Consider the following 19,007-nt stretch of genomic DNA (forward strand, 5'->3'; position numbering starts at 1 on the left):
CCGCTCGAGTGCGATGGGCGGACTGGTTTCGTGAGGGACTGCCTGGGGCCCAATGTTTGAATGGCACGCTGGGTGCCTCGTGCGTCAAGAAGCCGCACGTAACGCACACAGCGCACGTAACGCACGCAAGCGTTTTGCCTGGAATGTCCGCCACGGAGTGCTGACCTGCGGCTACTCCAACGCTTTTGCGCTCCACATGTTTCGCGATGACCCAGCATGTCGAGTGCGTCGCGATCCTTGAGCCTGCTGAAAAGGGCCGCTGACCTGCGGCTTTGCCAAGTGTGCATTATATGCGTTACGTGCGTTAGGGGCGATATCTTGACGCATATTCGACGCACGTGACGCACGTTTGACGCACGCCTGACGCGCGCCCGGCTCATACGCTGACTACCCGTCAGCAACAGAAAGCCGCCCTTCCGGCCGGTGTGACAACCCGGTCGGAAGGGCGGCTTTCTGTTGTGCGCGCCCCAGGGCGCCATCGCTCTCGCCTCGCTTGCCTGTATCGGCGGTCGAACACGCTCCGTAGCTGCACGTCGGCCTGGAAATATGCCTGCAGCCTTATGCGTTGGAGCCGACCACGGAATGGGGAGGTGTGGGAACTGCGGTTGTTCAAGACCATGGACAGGGGCGTGAGCGAGCTCGCGCCCCGGCTCGCCGCTGCCGAAGTGGACGTGCAGCGCCTTGTCGAGACAGGCATGGAGGCGTTGTTGGGCGTCCGGTTCCTGGCATCCGAATACAGCACGGGGCCTGTTCACGCCGGCCGAATCGATTCGCTGGGGCTCGACGCGAACGGGGCACCCGTCGTGGTCGAGTACAAGCGCGGCACGGATCCGGGCGTGATCAACCAGGGGCTCTTCTACCTGAGCTGGCTCGTCGATCACCGCAGCGAGTTCGAGCACCTGGTCGGTGACAAGCTCGGGGCGAACGCCGCGGCCCAGGTGCTCTGGAGCGGACCCCGATTGATCTGTGTGGCCGGCGACTACACACGCTACGACCTCCACGCCGTGCGTGAGCACCGACGCAGCATCGATCTGGTCCGCTACCGCTTCTTCGGCAGGGACCTTATTGGCCTTGAGACCGTGGCCACGGTCGCAGGACGGCCGACGCAAGGCAGGCGAGTGCAGCACAAGGGACTGGCCGGCATGGGACCGGAGCGTCTTGTGGAGCTGGCGGCAGCGGCGGATGAAGTGCTCCTTGGCCTTGGCGACGGCATCACCAAGGTGCAGCGCAAGCACTACAGCGCCTACCGGCGGCTGCAGAATTTCGCGAGCATCTGCCCGCCCCAGCGGACCAAGGTCCACGTGTACCTGTCGCTTGACCCGGCCGATATCGACCTTGTCCCGGACTTCACTAGGAACGTGACCGGCTTGGGGCACCATGGCACGGGCGATCTGGAGGTACGGCTGCGCACAGAAAGGGACCTTGAGCGTGCTCAAGACCTCTTTCGCTCCAGCTACACCGCGGCGTGATAGTTCAAGGTCACGTGCGAGCGAATCTGCAGTCGTAAGGGCGTCATTCGGGGGCGTAGTCGTGAGTGTCCCTCTCGATGGGCGGGCAGATGGCGGCGGTGGAGATATCCATCTTCCGGAGATTCCCCGGTTAGGCTAACCGGGGAATCTCGGCTACATTTCGCCGCGCATGCCGCTCCGGCACCGTCCATCGCGTACATCCAGGTCAGCCATTTTCCGCGGGGGCACCGTCCTGAGGCCGGCCGCGGGCTGCGGGTTGCGACCCGGCTTCAGCGGGAGTAAGCGTGGGGCACGGGCGTGCGATCGAGGGCAGGATCAACCACCTGGTCGGCTGCAGGTGTCGGCCTCCGCCAGTACCTGTGCGGATGAGGCGAGGTCTCGCCGACGGGGGATACGGCGAGACCTCGCAAACGACGCTACGTCGTAGGCATCCTTCCGGTCCAGCTCTCCGAAGGGACGCTGCTCTCTGCTCGCAGAGCGGCGGGCAACCGGGTGGGGGCCAGGCCGCCCCGTCGGTCGACAGGCGACATCTGAGGCCGCCAGCGCGACCACCTCGTCCATGGTGTGGCCGAATCTGCACCTGACCAGCAGAAACCTGGTGATCACGCTAGAAGGGCAAAGACCTCCAGGACGCCCACTTTGCCTCTTGCTGTCAGTCCTGCCCTCTAAGATTCATTCAGCGGGGGCAGCCCGACGTTCTTGCGAACGGCGGCAGGATCGCGGTACGCGCAAGTACGCGCAAATGGACACAGGCGGGGAGTCGCATGCTGGAAGGTCGGTGGACGACGGTCACCGAGTCCGAGCACGAGCACGAGCGCCGCGGCCTGGAAGCGATCCGCAGGCGTCTGCCGGACGAAGAGCCGTGGCGAGCCTGGTCGAATTTCACGTTCACCGCGAACAGCGGCCATGTCCGGGAGATCGATCTTCTGGTGACCTCACCGGCCGGGGTGTTCCTCCTCGAGCTGAAGGACTGGCACGGCTCGGTACAGGGCGGCGGTAACGACTGGGTGCAGACCACGCCCGGCGGGACCCAGCGGCGACACGGCAACCCCCTGCACCTGGCGAACCGGAAGGCCAAGGAGCTGTCCGGCCTGATCAACGACATCTCCGGCCAGCCCGGAGGCCGGCCGAAGATCTGGGTGGGCGAGGCGGTCTGCTTCACCGATGACAAGCTCCGGGTGAACCTTCCGGCCGCCGATCTGAACGGCGTTTTCACGGTCAAGCAGCTCGTCGACATGTTGGCCGAGCCGCCGGCAGACGCCCGGCGCCGGATAACGGCCGAGACGTCTCGCCGCGTCGACGTGGCCCTGAAGAAGCTCGGCATCGCACCGATCCGCCGCCAGCATGAGGTGGGCTCCTATCTCCTGGATGCGAAGGCGTTCGACTCCGGCCCTACCTGGGCCGACTACCTGGGCCGTCACTCCCAGCTGCACGATCTGGCACGAGTGCGGGTCTTCCTCAGCGAGCGCGGTGCTTCAGACGCCGAGCGGCGTTCCGTAGAGCAGGCCGCTGGTCGCGAGGCACTCGTGCTCAGCCGGTTCCGGCACCCAGGTGCGGTACAGCTGAAGAGTTATCTGCCGTCGGGGCATCCGGCCGGCCCGACGATCCTGTTCGATTACCACCCGGAGACTCTGCGCCTGGACGACTTTCTGGTGCAGCACGGGAAGCATCTGGACCTGCGGGGCCGCCTCGCGCTCGTACGACAACTTGCGGAGACGGTGCGCTCCGCGCACTCACGCCGTGTCCATCACCGCACGCTGTCGGCGCACGCGGTGCACATCATTCCGCGTGATCGCGGCCCGCGCGGGCGGGAGCTCAGCGAGGAGCAGCGCTGGCTGGGCCCTTGGCCGCAGATCGCGGACTGGCAGATCGCTACAGGCCAGAGCGCCAGCCGTGGCCGACCTCTGACCCTGGCTCCTACAAATGTGTCCGGGTTCCACGTCTCGGAGCAGGCTGATCCGTATCTGGCGCCGGAGCTGAGGATCCCGAAGGCCGACCCGGTGCGCCTCGATGTGTACGGGCTCGGTGTCCTCACGTATCTGCTGGTCACCGGGCAGGCACCAGGCGCAAGCCAGAGCGAGGTCATGGCCCGCCTGGAAGCCGGTGAGAGCCTGCGCCCGAGTGCCTTGGTCGACGGGCTCAACCCGGACATCGACGACCTGGTGGAGGCATCCACCGCGTACGAACCGGGTCGGCGCCTGTCCACGGTCGACGACTTCCTGGAGATGCTGGAGTACGTCGAGCAGGCATTCACCGAGAAGGATTCCGTCGGCTCGGCCACAGCCGCAGGCACCGGCGGGGACGGCGGGTCGGGGTCGGAAGCGGACGAGGATCGGGGCGAGCCGGAGAAGGACCCGCTGGAGGCCGTGGCCGGGGATGTACTGGCCGGGCGCTGGGAGGTTGTTCGCCGGCTCGGCACGGGCTCGACCTCTCGGGCGTTCCTGGTGAGGGATCTCGCGGGTGAGCCGCGGCGTAGCGGCACCCTGCCGGTGGCTGTGCTGAAGGTCGCGCTGAGCGAGGCCAAGCACGCGGTCCTCGACCGGGAGGCCCAGATTTTGGGCCGCATCCACCGGGATTCCAGCATCATCGCGCTGTATGAGCGGGAGCCGATGACTCTCGCGGGTCGTCGGGTGCTCGCTCTCGAATACGTCGGCGACAGCCGAGAGCTGAAGGAGCAGGACCGTGGTGACGGGAAGGGCCCGAGGCGGCGTGAGGACACCGTCGCCCGTCAGCTGCGGGACAACGGCCGCCTGGGCATGGATCAGCTGGAGGCGTACGGGAAGTACCTGTTCGGCGCGGTGGAGCACTTGGAGGCGGAGGGAATCTGGCATCGGGACCTGAAGCCGGACAACATCGCGATCCGGATCCGTCCCAACGGCACCCGACAGTTGGTGCTGATCGACTTCTCGCTTGCCGGATACCCGGCGAAGGAGATCGATGCGGGCACCGAGGGCTATCTCGACCCGTTCGTGGGAGTCATCACGCGCGGCTCGTACGACGGTCATGCCGAGCGGTACGCGCTCGCTGCGACATTGCACGAGATGGCGTCGAACGAGCTGCCCCGATGGGGTGACGGTGCTGTCACAGCCCGGCAGACCGATCCGAAGGAGTGGCCGTACCCGCAGCTCGCCGCCGACGCTTTCGAGCCGGCGGTCCGCGACGGCCTGGTCGCCTTCTTCCGCAAGGCTTTGGCGCGGGACGTGAAGGACCGATTCTCGGACCTGAAGCCGATGGAGCGTGCCTGGCAGGCACTCTTCCTGGATGCGCAGCGGACAACTGCTCCGAGCTCCGGGCACGGTACGGCGGAAAGCGTAGGGACCAAGCAGGAAGACGGGCCCCAGATCGGCCGCGAGGACGACGATGCCTCCGTCGAGCAGGTTCGTGACCAGCAGGCGGCGAGGGCTGACCGTACGACGCCTCTGTCTGTGGCAGGTCTGACGCTTTCCGCGCAGTCCCAGCTGTTCGCCATGGGGCTGAACTCCGTTGGGGACGTACTGGATTACTCGGCGAGGAAGTTCCTCACTGCGCCGGGCATGGGCTCGCGCACCCGGGAGGAGATCCAGCGCCGGCAGAAGGAGTGGAACCTCCGCCTCGGCAAAGCGGCCCCCGCACCACTCAGCGCGGAGGCCCGCAAGGCAGCCGGCCAGGAAATCACGGAGCTGGAGCAGGCGGTAGCCGAGTCGGTCGCTGCCGGCGGCGGGAATGTCACTGACCCGCAGCTGCTGGGCGCACTGAGCCTGGACGCGCTGGCCGCTCGCCTGGTCCCGAAGCCATCCAGCGGCAATGCCCGATCCAACGCCAAGGAGCGCGAAGCGGTCCGGCTGCTACTGCGGCTGCCCAACGAGACCGGCAAGCTGCCCGAGGGCCTGGCATGGGTTCGGCAGCGGGACGTCGCTGACGCGGTGGGCCTGACCGCGGGCCGTATCCCGCAGATCGTGAAGAAGGCGCGCGAGCGATGGTACGAGGACGCCGCCCTTGGACTGCTGCGCGAGGAGGTAGTGGAGCTTCTTGCCGAGCGCGGACGGGTGGCCCCGGTGATCGAGCTCGCCGACGCGCTGATCGCCCGGCGCGGCACCCAGCACGTGGAGCGTCGCGACCGGCGCGCGCTCGCACTGTCGCTCCTCCGCGCGGTGGTCGAGCGAGAGAGCTACAACAACGAGTCCCCTCCGCTCTTCCGCTACTTCCATGCCCGGATGCCCAAGGGCGCCGATCCGGTGCTCGGCCTGCTCGCCATCGATGTCCGGGAGGGCGTGGACGGCCCGGATACCCCGACGCTGCCCGCTCTGCAGGAATACGCGCTCAACCTGGGCGCGCGAGCCGACCGACTCGCGGACCTGGAATCCCTGCCGACTGCCGGCACCGTCCTTACCGAGCTGGACGCAGTGCGACGGCCGCCGGGAAACCTGGGCTGGGACGAGCGGCGCACCGCCGAGATCGCGGCGGCAGCTTCCAACCGAGCCGCTCTCACCCCCCGACTGGAGATCTACCCGCGCGACCTGGACCTGGTTCGCGCGCTGAGGATCACCCAGGCCGGTGTGGTGGCCGTCCAGCCGGGCGTCGAGGAGGAGCGACTGCCGGGTCTCACGGTTGACGCCCTGCACAAGCGAGTTACGACCCGCTTCCCCGACCTGGGCACAGACCCGCTGGTGCCACGCGAATTGCCCACCGGCAGCGCACTGGTCCGTTACCTGAAGCAGGCCGGCTTCGAGCTGAAGCTGGCCACGCGTTACGACAAGGTGCTCCGCCTCATCCCGGACCGGCCGGCCGGGGACGCCACCGCCGGCCTGACCTCGGCGAGCTGGGGAGCCTCGGCGGCCCGTCGATCCGCCCCCACCCAGTACGACGCGGACGCGGCCGTCGCCGCCGCAGTCAAGGCCGAACAGCGGCTCAGCCACTCGGCGCGACAGGACGGCTTCCGGGTCCTGACGGTGCCCCACCGGGGTGCTGAGGACGCGGTGGGGCACCTGGCGGACGAGCCGTACGGTGTGCGGTCGGTGTCATTGACCGGGCTCTTCGTGAAGGAACTGCGCGGTGTGATCGGCGAGGCGGCCAGACCGACCTGGGAGACCGTCCTCAAGGCGGACGCCGCCGAACCCGGAAGCCGGGCTCACCAGCAGCTGCGCATCCGCACAGACAAGGCTTGGGGGCGCATCGAGCCGCAGCTGCGAGAGCGACTGCGGCAGGCGCAGGGACCGCTGCTCCTTACCGACACTGCGGTGCTCGCCCGGTACGACGCGCTGGACCTGCTCGTAAGACTCGCGGAGGAAGCGCGGCAAGGTGGCAGCCCGCTGTGGCTGCTCGTCGCCCAGTCCGACCCAGCGAAAGCACCACGGCTGGCCGGGCAGAGCGTGCCGTACCAGGCAGGGTTCGACGAGTGGATCGTCGTGCCCGATGCCTGGGTCGCGCGCAAACACCTCGCACCGGACGCCTGACCCTCTTCCACTCCTGAACCGGCCTTCTTCCGCCCACTCCGTTTTCTCTACAGGAGCCGTTCCGTGATCGACCGCAAGAGCCTCCTCGCCGACCTGCAGAAGCAGGTCAAGGCGGCCGAGACCGACCTTGAACAGCAGGTCAAAGCTGTCCCCGAGGTAGGGACGCGGCTGCGCGGTGAGTATGAGCAGGCCCGGAAGCTGGGCCGTACGGCGGCGACGTGGAACGCCTGGGTCGGGGAGCGGATCACCCAGGTCGCGGTGGCCTGGGTGCTCGGCACCGTCTTCGTCCGCTTCAGCGAGGACAACCGGCTGATCGCTGAGCCGTATATCACCGCGCCGGATGTGGCTGGGCGTGAGACCGCGCAGGCGCGGTACGAGGAGTTCCTGGAGAAGGACGCCGACCCGACGTACCGAGGCTGGCTGGAGACGGCGTTCGCAGAGCTGGGCGCCGGGCAGGCCGGCCGACTGCTCTTCGACAGCGACCACAACCCGCTCTACCAGATCCCCCTTTCGCACGACGGGGCCGGCGCGCTCCTCGCGTTCTGGCGGGAGCAGCGCGCCAGTGAGAATGAAGCCGACGGCCCGGTACTTGTCCATGACTTCAGCGACCCGCTGAGAGAGGCCGGCACTGAGGGCTGGAGCACCCGGTTCCTAGGCGATCTGTACCAGGACCTTAGCGAGGCGGCCCGTAAGACGTACGCGCTGCTGCAGACGCCGGAATTCGTGGAGGAGTTCATTCTCGACCGGACGATGACCCCGGCGGTACGGGAGTTCGGGTTCGAGGAACTGAAGATGATCGACCCGACCTGCGGGTCCGGTCACTTCGTGCTCGAAGCGTTCCGACGGCTGGTACGGATGTGGGCGGAGCAGCGTCCAGAGGTGGGCTCGTACGAGCGGGTGCGAGCCGCCCTCGACTCGGTGCACGGAGTGGACCTCAACCCTTTCGCGATCGCGATCGCCCGCTTCCGGCTCCTGGTTGCGGCGGTGGCCGCAAGCGGAATGCGGACTTTCGAGGAGGCCCAGCACTACGAGTGGCCGATCCAGCTTGCTGTGGGCGACTCCCTCATCAAGGATCGCCAGCTGGAGCTTCAACTGGGGCTTGGCTTTGCGGACGAGGGCGGCGCGGCCGGTGACCCGCTCGCTCAGTTCTCATACGCCACGGAGGACGTGGACGAGTACCCCGGGATCCTGGACCAGGGGCGCTACCACGTAGTAGTGGGTAACCCTCCGTACATCACGGTCAAGGACAAGCAGCTCAACCAGCTGTACCGAGAGCTATACAGCGCGTGCGCGGGGACGTACGCACTGTCCGTTCCCTTCGCCCAGCGGTTCTTCGAACTAGCCAAGCAGGGTGGGGCGGACGGGCACGGCTACGGCACGGTCGGTCAGATCACAGCGAACTCCTTCATGAAGCGTGAATTCGGCACCAAGCTCATCGAGGAGTACTTCGCGCACAAGGTCGAGTTGACGGAGGTCATCGACACCTCAGGGGCGGTCATCCCGGGGCACGGGACGCCGACAGTGATTCTCATCGGGCGACCTAGGGAGGGAGTAAAGCGGCAGGCGACGATCCGCACGGTGCGGAGCGTGCAGGGGGAGCCGTCGGCGCCGGAGGAGGGGAAGGAAGCGGAGGGGCTGGTGTGGCGGGCGATCGTCGAGCTGATCGACCGACCGGGGAGTGCGGGACAGTGGGTTTCAGTGGACGATCTGGAGCGGGGTCGGTATTTCGGCAAGCAGCCGTGGATCCTGGCTGATGGCGGACTTGAGATGGTTGAGACGCTGAATTCTGGATCGCGTGCCCAGCTCCGATCAGTTGCTCAGGAAATTGGCGCTGGTGCAGTAACGCGTGAGGACGACGCATTCATGGTGGGTGCTGGAGCCTTGCGCCGTTCAGGCGTCACGGACGACGAAGCGCGCCAGCTTGTGGACGGTGGCTCCGTCCGCGATTTCACCATCAGCGGAGCGACGACCTCAGCGTGGCCATATGACGAGAAGACTCTCAAGGCGACGGCATCGCCGGAATTGAGACGCTTCCTGTGGCCGTCCCGTCGCTACCTCATCGACCGCGTCGCCTTCGGCAAGTCGCAACTGGAGCGTGGGCTTGCCTGGTTTGAGTACTCCATGTTCTTCAAGAACAGGTATAGGCCGAAGTTCACGATCGCTTTCCCCTTCGTTGCTACGCACAATCACTTTGCGCTGAACCGTGCGCGGCGCGTATTCATCCGCACCGCTCCCGTCGTCGCGCTCAACAAGGGGGCGAGTGAGGAGGAGTATGTGCGGCTGCTCGGGTTGCTCAATAGCTCCACGGCTGGTTTCTGGCTCAAAATGGTTAGTCACGACAAGGGTAGCCAGGGCGTAAACGAGGGCTACAAGTCGCAGGTCTGGGAGCGCTTTTACGAGTTCACCGGCACCAAGCTCCAGGAATTTCCTCTTCCCGCCGAGTACCCCGCCGCACTCGCCACCGCCCTCGACACCCTCGCCCAGCAGCTCTCCGGCGTCACCCCTGCCGCCCTCGCAGCCAAGACAACCCCCACTGCCTCCGCCCTCCGCGAAGCCGAAAGTCGTCACGCCTCCCTCCGCGCCCGCATGATCGCCCTCCAGGAGGAGCTGGACTGGCAGGTCTACTCCCTCTACAACCTGCACTCCGAAGACCTACGTCTCTCTGACCCCGATGCGGTGCCCGACCTTGCCCTCGGTGAGCGCGCCTTCGAGATCGTGCTCGCGCGCCGTGTCGAAACCGGCGAGGCCAGCGAGGAGTGGTTCAACCGGCACGGATCGGAGCAGATCCGAGAGATCCCCGACCACTGGCCCGCCGACTATCGCGCCCTCGTCCAGAAGCGCATCGACGCCATCGAGTCCAACCGAGCCATCGGCATGGTAGAGCGCCCCGAGTACAAGAGGCGTTGGGCGACCGAGGGTTGGGCCGCAATGCGGCAGAAGGCGTTGAGGACCTGGCTGCTCGACCGGATGGAGGATCGTGCGTATTGGTTTGACGCCAACGGCAACCCGACCGTCATCACTCTCGGCCGCCTCGCTGAAGCGCTCTCCGCGGACGAGGACTTTACGTCTGTTGCCGATCTCTACGCCCCCCAGCAGGATCTCGCCAAGACGGTCCGTGAGCTGCTGTCAGAGGAGCATGTGCCGTTCGTTGCCGCGCTCCGCTACAAGCCCGTCGCGCTGAAGAAGCGGGCGGACTGGGAGCACGTGTGGGACCTCCAGCGCGAGGAGGACGCCGCGCCGGACGAGCTCGCCAAGCGGAAGGTCCGTGAGCGGACGCCCGTGCCGCCGAAGTACACCGCGGCAGACTTCCTGAAGCCGAGTTACTGGCGTGCGCGTGGCAAGCTCGATGTACCCAAGGAGCAGTTCGTCTCGTACGGCACGGCCAACGCACAGTCGCCAGAGCTGTACGGGTGGGCCGGCTGGGACCACTTGGAGCAGGCCCTCGCGCTCGCCTCCCACATCCAGCAGGCCGGGCTCGGCGAGGACGACCTCGTGCCGTACCTGGCCGGGCTGCTTGAGCTGCAGCCGTGGCTGGAGCAGTGGCATGGCGAGTACGACCCGGAGTTCGGGGCGTCGCCGGCCGCCGAGATTTTGGCCTTCCGGCAGCAGAAGCAGGGCGAGCTCGGGCTGACTGACGACGCGCTACGGGCCTGGCGCCCGGTTGCGGCCACCCGCGGTGGCGCGAAGAAGGCAGCCGCGCCCAAGAGGCGAACGAGCACGAGGGCCGCCGTGCAGATGTCCGTCACGGACAACGTCACCGATGCCGTCGCCGGCGCAGAGTCCGACTGATCAGGGCGAGGAGCTTAAACACCATGGCGTTCATGAGTAGGAACAACTCTCGCCCTGAGGACCGGCCGCTTCTGCGGGAGCTGATCGACATCCCGGAGTCGGTGTCCACCTCCGACTTCGTGCTGAAGCTGAACGAGGCGGTCACCCCCGAGGGGGCTGAGGCGGCCCTGAAGGACTACGTCGTCACCGACCGGCTGCTGGGCAACTTCGACGAGGCCCTGGACCTGATCAAGTCGGCGCTCGACAGTCACTCGTCGAAGGCGGCATATCTGCACGGTTCGTTCGGTTCCGGTAAGTCGCACTTCATGGCGGTGCTTTACGCGCTGCTCTCGCGCAACCAGGCCGCTCGGAACCGTAGCGAGCTCGATCAGGTTCGGGCCCGGCACTCCTGGCTGGACGCGGACGATCGCAAGTTCCTGCTGGTGCCGTACCACATGCTCGGCGCCAAGTCTTTGGAGCAGCGGGTGCTCGGCAAGTACGTGGAGCACGTACGCAAGCTGCACGAGGATTGCCCGCTGCCGCAGGTCTATCGGACCGACGGGATCTTCGAGGACTTTGCCGAGCAGCGCCGCCGTAACGGCGACGACTGGGTGATCGCGCAGCTCGCCGATGCCGGTGGTCAGGAGGACGAATGGGGTGATTCTTTCTCCTGGGCCAGCAGCCTTCTCGACGAGGCCATGGACGCGGTGGAGGAGCACGAGAACACCAAGAGCCTCGATCTGGACAATCCCTCCACGCCGAGGGAACTGCGTGCCCGCCTCGTGCAGGACCTCACAAGAACGCTGTTCCCCGCCTTCGCGCGCAATGCTTCCGAGGACGTCAGCGGCTTCATCTCCCTCGACAGGGGGCTCAGCGTCATCGCGGCGCACGCCAAGGCGCTGGGCTACGACGGGCTCATCCTGTTCATGGACGAGCTGATCCTGTGGCTGGCTACTCTCATCCACGACCAGAAGGTGCTGGGCAGGGAATCCAGCAAGGTGACGAACTTCGTGGAGGGCGGTGACGAGCGGCGTGCCATTCCGGTGGTGTCGTTCATCGCCCGTCAGCGCGATCTGCGTGAGCTCGTCGGTGAGGAAATGTCGGGTGCCGCCGAGGCGGCAGTGCAGGACACCCTGAAGCTCAACGGCGGGCGTTACGACGAGATTGTCTTGGAGGACCGCAACCTTCCTCAGATCGCGCAGGCTCGTCTGCTCAAGCCCGTGCCGGGTGCCGAGGCGAAGGTGGACGCGGCGTTCGCCGAGGCCAAGAAGCTCGGTCCGGACGTGTGGGACACCCTGCTGGGTCACGACAAGTCCACCACCGGCGCGGACGAGGACGCTTTTAGGCGGACCTACCCGTTCCCGCCGGCGTTCATGGACACCCTGGTGCACATCTCTGCCGCGCTGCAGCGCTCCCGCACTGGCCTGAAGTTGATGAGCCAGCTGCTCGTCGACCATCGTGACGACTGGCGGCTCGGACAGCTCGTGCCGCTCGGCGATCTGTATCCGGCGATCGCGGGCGGCGGCGACAAGGCGTTCAGTGGGGAGACCAATGTCCACTTCGAGGCTGCCGACAAGCTGTACCGGGACAAGCTGCGCCCGTACTTGCTGAAGACCAACCAGGTCACCGAGGACCAGGTCGAGGCGTACCGACGCTCTCCCGAGAGCTTGGGCGACCCGCAGCTCGCGGCCCGTTGCCGCGACTTCACCGGCGACAGCCGGCTCCTGCAGACCCTCTTGCTGTCGGCGCTCGCGCCCAGTGTGCCCGCGCTCGCCGACCTCACGTTGGCGCGGCTGCACGCTCTCAACCACGGTTCCATCACCACCCGCATCGCGGGAACGGAGGTTGGCCGGCTGGAGCAGAAGGTGAAGGAGTGGGCGGCGACCTTCCCTGAGATCAAGGTCGCCGGTACCGGGCCGGGGTCGGTGGTCCGTCTGGAGCTCACCGGCGTCGACTTGGACGCCGTCCTCGCCAACGCACAGGTTCACAACAACCTGGGCAACCGGCGTGCCAAGATGCGCAGCCTGCTCAAGGACGCGCTCGGGGTTGGTGACGGGCCCGGCGGCTTTGACGCATACGACGTGCTGGACCTTGTGTGGAAGGGCACGGAACGACAGATCGAGGTGGTCTTTGGCCACGTCGCCGACGTCGACTCGCTGTCAGAGGCGACTTTGCGGCCCAGCCAGGACGACGCTTGGCGGCTCGTCGTCGATTTCCCTTATGACGAGGGCGAGTTCGGTCCGATGGACGACCTGCAGCGGCTGCGTGCCCTGCGGGAGAAGCCGGGCGGCGACTCGCGCACCCTGGCCTGGCTGCCCACGCACCTGACCGACGCCTCCCGCAGCGACTTCGAGCGTCTCGTCGTCATCGACAAGGCCCTCGCCGACGAGGCACGATTCGACTCCGAATTCGCACGCAGCCTCAACGCTGACGACAAGGCGCGCGCCAAGAGCATGCTGCAGTCACAGCGCAACATCCTCACCGAGCGCGTCACCCAGGCGCTGCGGCAGGCGTACGGGCTCGCACAAAAGCAGGAAGGGGTCGTCGACCTCGGCTTCGACACCCACTTGGTCGCCCAGCAGGATGTACCTGAGCTTCGACTTCCGCTCGGTGCAGCGCTGGACGCTGCTGCCCGCGACCTGGCTGGCAGGCTGCTTGCCCACCAGTACCCTGCCCACCCCGACCTGGACCCCGATGGGGCCGGCAAGTCTGTGAAGCCTGCCGAGATCAGGACCGTCTTCGAGTACGTGCGCAAGGCTGCCGAGGACCGCGATGGACAGGTCGAGGTCGATGGCAAGGACCGCAAGATCATGGCGCGGATCGCAGGCGGCCTCGGGCTCGGCACCATGCGGGAGGCGTACTACCGGCAGTCCACCACCTGGCCTGACCACTTCACCAGCCAGGCCCGCCGGGACGGTACGGCCGAGCCGACTCTGGTGAAGCTCTCCGACTGGAGCGACCTTCCCGAGCCGCGCGGACTGTCCGAGCCGCTTCGCCGGCTGCTCGCCGCCGCCTACGCGGAGACGACCGACCGGGTGTGGGTTCGCGGGGGTGTCCCCGTCGAACCGGCGCCCGCACCACATGAGTTGAAGCGGGACTACGCCCTGCGTGAGCAGGCTCTGCCCAGCGAGGAGGACTGGACCGAGGCGCGCAAGAGGTACGAGACCGTGCTCGGGGACCGGGCGCCGCAACTGCGTCGCGGGCGGATCGTCAACCAGTTCGCCGGACAGATCAAGCAGGCCGCCACCGCGCTTGCCCAGGACGCAGGACGGCTCGTCGGGGAGCTGGAGAAGCACCGTTCCTTCCTGCGCCTCGATGACGCCTCGCCTCGCCTCGTCCTCGCCCGGCGGGCGCAGGAGCTGGTGAAGTCGGTGACGGAGGGCGGCATAGACGCCAAGAGCGTCGTTGACCGGCTCGCACGCTTCGACCTTGGCGACTTCACCGCACACCGCTACGCCATGTCCCTCAAGGGCGCGGGGAAGGTTGCTGCCGCGCTGCAGAACACCAGCTGGGACCAGCTGGGCCTGGCCGACACCCTCGGTGTGGACGGCGCGGCTGTCCTGGAGCGGGTGCGAGATGCTGCCGTCGGCGATCCGGGGGATTACCCCGACCTGCCGGGCGTGTTGCAGGCCAGTGGCCGGGAGGTGTTGTCCCTGCTGAGGTCCCGACAGACCACCGCCGAGCAGCCTCAAACCCCCGTTATCCCGTCGCCGAGTTCGGACGACGTGGACCTGATCGGCGGCTCTGCCCACCCACAGGTTCTGCCGGAGCCGGTGGCGCAGCCGGGGTCCCGCACGCCGTCTCGGTCCGTTGTCCGCTCCGGCGGTGGGCGGACCACCGCCTCGCGGGCTGCCGCCGAGTTGCAGGCGGAGATCGCGGCGCTCGCGGCCGAGAACCCCAACGCCACCGTCGAGGTCGTCTGGAAGGTTGTCGACTGATGTCCGAGACCGTCATCGCAGCGCCCGCGTCCGCTGGTCTTGCCCGGCTGACGGCGGGTACCGTCCGCCAGTACCTGGCCGCGCGCAGCCGGCTCGGTGACGGCACGGTCCGCGTCCTGCTGCTGCGGGCCGATCCGGCCTGGGACGGGCCCGCCGTGCTACAGACTGCGGGCGTGCTGCGGGCGCGCGTGGCCGTCGGTCCCTCGGTATTGGCCGTACATGAGCAGATCCTGGGCCACCTCGACGCGGCAACTGCCCCCGACCCCAAGGTCCTGGTCGTCCTCACCGACCGCGAGGACACCGACCTCGACCCCGGGCTGCTTGCCCGCGTCTACGGCGGCAGGATCCGGTCCGTCGACAACTGGGAAGTCGTGCAAGAGGCGTTCGACGCACGCGGCCTCGACGGGCGACTGCGCAGCGAGACCTGGGCGGCCGAAGCGCTCCTGGACGCGGCGGCCACCCGCGGCTGGCCCTCGTTGGGCAAGGGAGTGCTCTCCCGAGACGAGGCACTCACCCGACTGGCCAGGCGCCGTCTCAGGCTCGGCCGCCACGACACGGATGCGCTGGGCGGGCCGGCCGCACACGACGACGGAGACCGCATCGACCCCGTCGCCCTGTTCCGATGGGCCCTTACCCCTGGCGGCCCCGACCTCCTGCGCGAACTGCGCGGACCGGAACGGGCAGGCTTGGCCCGCTTCCTCGCCGAACCCGAACAAGGCGGCTCGACCGGAAAGATCATCACCGCCTTGGTGAACGCCGAACACGGGGCCGACGCAGCCGCGTACGCGGTCGTCTGCGCCGCCCTGTGGGGGCACGCGGAGGCCGACCACGACTTGTACCGGGCGCGAGGGCGCGCCGAGCGGTGGCTCGGTGAACAGCCTCCTGCCCAGGGCGACGACCTCGACAGACTTCTGGCCTCCTTCGGATCCAGTGGCGAGGCGTTCGTCCGCGGGCTTGTCGACCGAGGCGAGCACCGGCTCGCCGACCCGGTTCTGACTCGGGCCGCACAGCTCGTGGCACAGTTCGGGGCACAGGCTGCCGCGACTGCCAGCCCGCTGCTCTCGGCTGGGCTCGATGCCCGCTTCACTGCGGCTGGTCGTGCCCTTGCCGAGGGCGGCACCGACACGATCACCGCTGCCGTCATCGCGCTGGCCGACCATGCTCTGGCCGCCGACGGCGCCACCCGCGCGCGAATCGAGCGGGTGAGGATGGCGGCGCGGTTGCGGCAGTGGCTTGCCGGCTCGCCTGAGGCCGATATCGCCTCGGTCGCTGACGGCACCGCCCGCCAGATCTGCGAGCTCGGCTGGGTAGACCGGGCCTTGGAACACCTCGAAGCGGGCGGCGACCCGGACGACGTTCTCGCCGACGCGTACAGCCGGATCGGCGCGCAGGTGCGGGACAAGCGCCGCGAGCTGGACCGTGCATTCTCCGAGCGGCTCGCGGTGTGGACCGCGGGTGGCACCGCCCCCGGCGCCATGCTCACCGTGGAGAGCTTGCTGGACCGTGTTGTTGCACCCGTCGTGGCCACCCCCGGCCGACGGGTCCTGCTCCTGCTCGTGGATGGGATGAGCGCGGCGATAGCTGCGGAGCTTGGCGAAGAACTCCGGGGACAGTGGGCGGAGTTCGACCCGCTGCCCACCGTGGCCGGACCGCCCGTCCGGCGTGCCGTGGCTGCCGCGCTGCCCACCCTCACGACCGTATCCCGGACCTCGTTGTTCGCGGGCACCCTGATGAAGGGCGACCAGAACGACGAGAAGCGGCTCTTCCCCCAGCACTCCTGCTGGAACGGGGCACCGGCGGTCGTATTCCACAAGGATGACCTGCGCGGCCCGGACACCGGCTCGCCCTTCTCCACTGCCCTCACTGAAGCCCTCGCCGACGACCGGACCCATGTCGCGGTCGTACTCAACACGGTCGACGACCGCCTCGGCAAGGAGCAGAAACTCGGCGACGGCGCGTGGCAGGCCAAGGAAATCGGCGGTCTGGAACCGTTGCTGCGCGCTGCCCGCGCGTTCGGCATGACCGTGCTACTCACCTCCGACCACGGACACGTAGTCGAGCGGCGCGGCACCAAGCTCGACGCGGCCAGCGGCACGATCGGCTCGGCCCGCCACCGCACTCCTGGTGGACCCGTCGCCCCGGCCGAGATCGAGCTGTCCGGACCTCGGGTGGTCTGGCCGGAGCCCGGATCGCGAATCGTCGCGCTGCGGGACCACGACACCCGGTACACCGCGCTCAAGGCGGGCTACCACGGCGGGGCGACCCTCGCCGAGTTCACCATCCCCCTCCTCGCCCTCCTTCCCTTCGGCGCCGAGCCGCCGATCGGATGGCGGGAGCTTGGCGACCCGACACCCTCCTGGTGGACGGAGGACGCCGAGGGCGGTGGCGTCGTCGAGGCCGGTGCCAAGAACGAAGCGGGCACAGGTGGCGTGCCCGAAGCCGCCGTGGCGAGCCCGCGCCGCAAGCAGAACAGGAAGGCTGCCCCGCCCGCGCCCGAGGGCGCCATCAGCCTGTTCGGCGAAGAGGAGGTGGCACCCCCCGTAGCGCAGGAACCCGCCGAGCCAGCGGCCGAGCCCGAGACCGCACCCACCTCCAACCAGTCCGAAGACCCTGCTGTTGCCCTGGTCGAGCGGCTCATGGCGACCGAGCTGTACCAGGCACAGCTGGACCTGCTCGCCCGTAAGCCACGCGACAAGACCGTCCTCCCGAGGGGACTGGTCGCGCTTGTCGAGGCCGGCACCCTGCCGATGACCGCTCTTGCCGAGCGAGCGGGCCAGCCCGCCACGCGTGCACCCGGTTTCGCAGCGACCCTCGCCCAGCTCCTCAATTACGACGGTGCCCAGATCCTGGAGATCCTTCCTGACAACCGCACCCTGCGCCTGCACCGTGCCCAGCTGATCGAGCAGTTCGGGCTGTGAACCAGTGCAGTACGCCTGCGTCGGGCGGGCCGGTCTCCCGGCCCGCCCGGTCCGCGTGCTGGATGTCAGGCGTTGGCATCGGTATCCGGCCAGGTGGGCGGTCGGATGGGAGACTGTTCGGGTGAACGCGTTTGGATCTTCAGCATCAGGGGCTGCCGCCCCGGTCGGCGTCGTGCGACGTCGCGCCGTCGTGGATGCGCTGCGGCGCGGCGCCGTCCCCGAAAGCGGCCTCGACCTGCTCGCGACCGGCCTGGGCCGCTTCGAAGGGGCAATCGACGAGGAACTGGACGCCGTCGCCGGCGGCGGCTCGGTATTCAAGGCCGTGCGTGGCGAGTACGGATCCGGCAAGACCTTCTTCACCCGCTGGCTCGGCGAACGCGCCAAACGACGCACCTTCGCCGTGGCCGAAGTACAGGTGTCGGAGACCGAGACCCCCCTGCACAAGCTGGAGACCGTCTACCGGCGGCTCACCGAACGCCTGACCACCGTGAGCTTCCCGCCGAGCGCACTGCGGCCGGTCGTCGACGCGTGGTTCTACGCGCTGGAGGAGGACGCACTCGCCGACGGCGCGAGCGAGACCGAGCTGCCGCAGGCCGTGGACCGGCTTCTCACTGCCCGGCTTGCCGAGGTCTCCCGGCATGCCCCCGCCTTCGCCACCGCCCTACGTGGATACAAGCAGTCCCTGGACGCCGGAGACGAGGCCACCGCCGCCGCGGTCATGGCCTGGCTCGGCGGCCAGCCACACGTCGCCGCAGCCGCCCGGCGCAGCGCAGGTGTCCGCGGCGACCTGGACCACTTCGGAGCCTTCGGCTTCTTGCAGGGCCTCCTCACCGTGCTCCGGGACGCCGGGCACGCCGGACTCGTCCTCGTGCTGGACGAGGTGGAGACCCTCCAGCGGGTTCGTTCCGACGCACGCGACAAGGCACTCAACGCGCTGCGACAGCTCATCGACGAGGTTCACTCCGGCCGCTTCCCTGGCCTCTACCTCATCATCACCGGGACGCCCGCCTTCTACGACGGACAGCAGGGTGTACAGCGACTCGCACCACTCGCCCAGCGCCTCGCCACCGACTTCACCACCGACCCCCGCTTCGACAACCCACGGGCCGTCCAGATCCGGCTGCCCGGATTCACCGAGCAGTCACTGACCGGCCTGGGCGCCACCATCCGCGACCTATACGCGGACGGCTCCCAGTCCCCGGACCGGATCAAGCAGCTCGCCGACGACGCGTACCTCACCGACCTGGCACGGGCCGTGGGCGGCGCTCTTGGCGGAAAGGTCGGGGTAGCGCCACGGCTGTACCTGAAGAAACTGGTCGGAGATGTGCTCGACCGGATCGACCAGTTCCCCGACTTCGACCCGCGCACGCACTACAAGCTCACGGTCTCCAGCGGCGACCTCACCGCCACAGAACGGAACTTCGCCGCGCCCACTCCGGCCACCTCCGCGGACGACCTCGACCTCGAGCTCTGAAGAGCCCT

The 19,007-nt window shown here is 68.0% G+C and carries 6 protein-coding genes; all 6 read left to right on the forward strand.

Translation table 11 applies throughout. The features are described from left to right. Positions 1-590: 590 nt before the first annotated feature. Positions 591-1,469 carry a DUF5655 domain-containing protein gene (locus OG392_RS27660; protein ID WP_329283858.1) on the forward strand — a complete coding sequence of 293 codons (879 nt, stop codon included), beginning with the start codon at positions 591-593 and terminating at the stop codon, positions 1,467-1,469. Between the two features lie 764 nt (positions 1,470-2,233). Next, complete coding sequence (gene pglW / locus OG392_RS27665) at positions 2,234-6,901, forward strand: BREX system serine/threonine kinase PglW (RefSeq protein ID WP_329283859.1); 4,668 nt, start codon at positions 2,234-2,236, stop codon at positions 6,899-6,901. A 63-nt stretch (positions 6,902-6,964) separates the two neighbouring features. Further along, positions 6,965-10,690 carry a BREX-2 system adenine-specific DNA-methyltransferase PglX gene (gene pglX / locus OG392_RS27670; protein WP_329283860.1) on the forward strand — a complete coding sequence of 1,242 codons (3,726 nt, stop codon included), beginning with the start codon at positions 6,965-6,967 and terminating at the stop codon, positions 10,688-10,690. A gap of 23 nt (positions 10,691-10,713) precedes the next feature. Further along, entirely contained in the window at positions 10,714-14,607 is a 3,894-nt protein-coding gene (gene pglY, locus OG392_RS27675; RefSeq protein ID WP_329283861.1) for a BREX-2 system ATPase PglY, read from the forward strand. Further along, on the forward strand, positions 14,607-17,525 hold the full coding sequence (pglZ, locus tag OG392_RS27680; protein WP_329283862.1) for a BREX-2 system phosphatase PglZ: 2,919 nt from the start codon (positions 14,607-14,609) through the stop codon (positions 17,523-17,525). The genes pglY and pglZ overlap by 1 nt, the downstream gene beginning before the upstream one ends. A gap of 121 nt (positions 17,526-17,646) precedes the next feature. Continuing rightward, positions 17,647-18,999 (forward strand): BREX system ATP-binding protein BrxD, encoded by a 1,353-nt coding sequence (gene brxD / locus OG392_RS27685; RefSeq protein WP_443054902.1) that lies wholly within the window; start codon positions 17,647-17,649, stop codon positions 18,997-18,999. Positions 19,000-19,007 lie beyond the last annotated feature (8 nt).

It is taken from the genome of Streptomyces sp. NBC_00691 (genome assembly GCF_036226665.1).
GTDB lineage: Bacteria > Actinomycetota > Actinomycetes > Streptomycetales > Streptomycetaceae > Streptomyces.

Coding starts and splice junctions, on each gene's coding strand:
- pglW (WP_329283859.1), top strand. CDS start 2,234: ATGCTGGAAGGTCGGTGGACGACGGTCACCGAGTCCGAGCACGAGCAC.
- pglY (WP_329283861.1), top strand. CDS start 10,714: ATGGCGTTCATGAGTAGGAACAACTCTCGCCCTGAGGACCGGCCGCTT.
- pglZ (WP_329283862.1), top strand. CDS start 14,607: ATGTCCGAGACCGTCATCGCAGCGCCCGCGTCCGCTGGTCTTGCCCGG.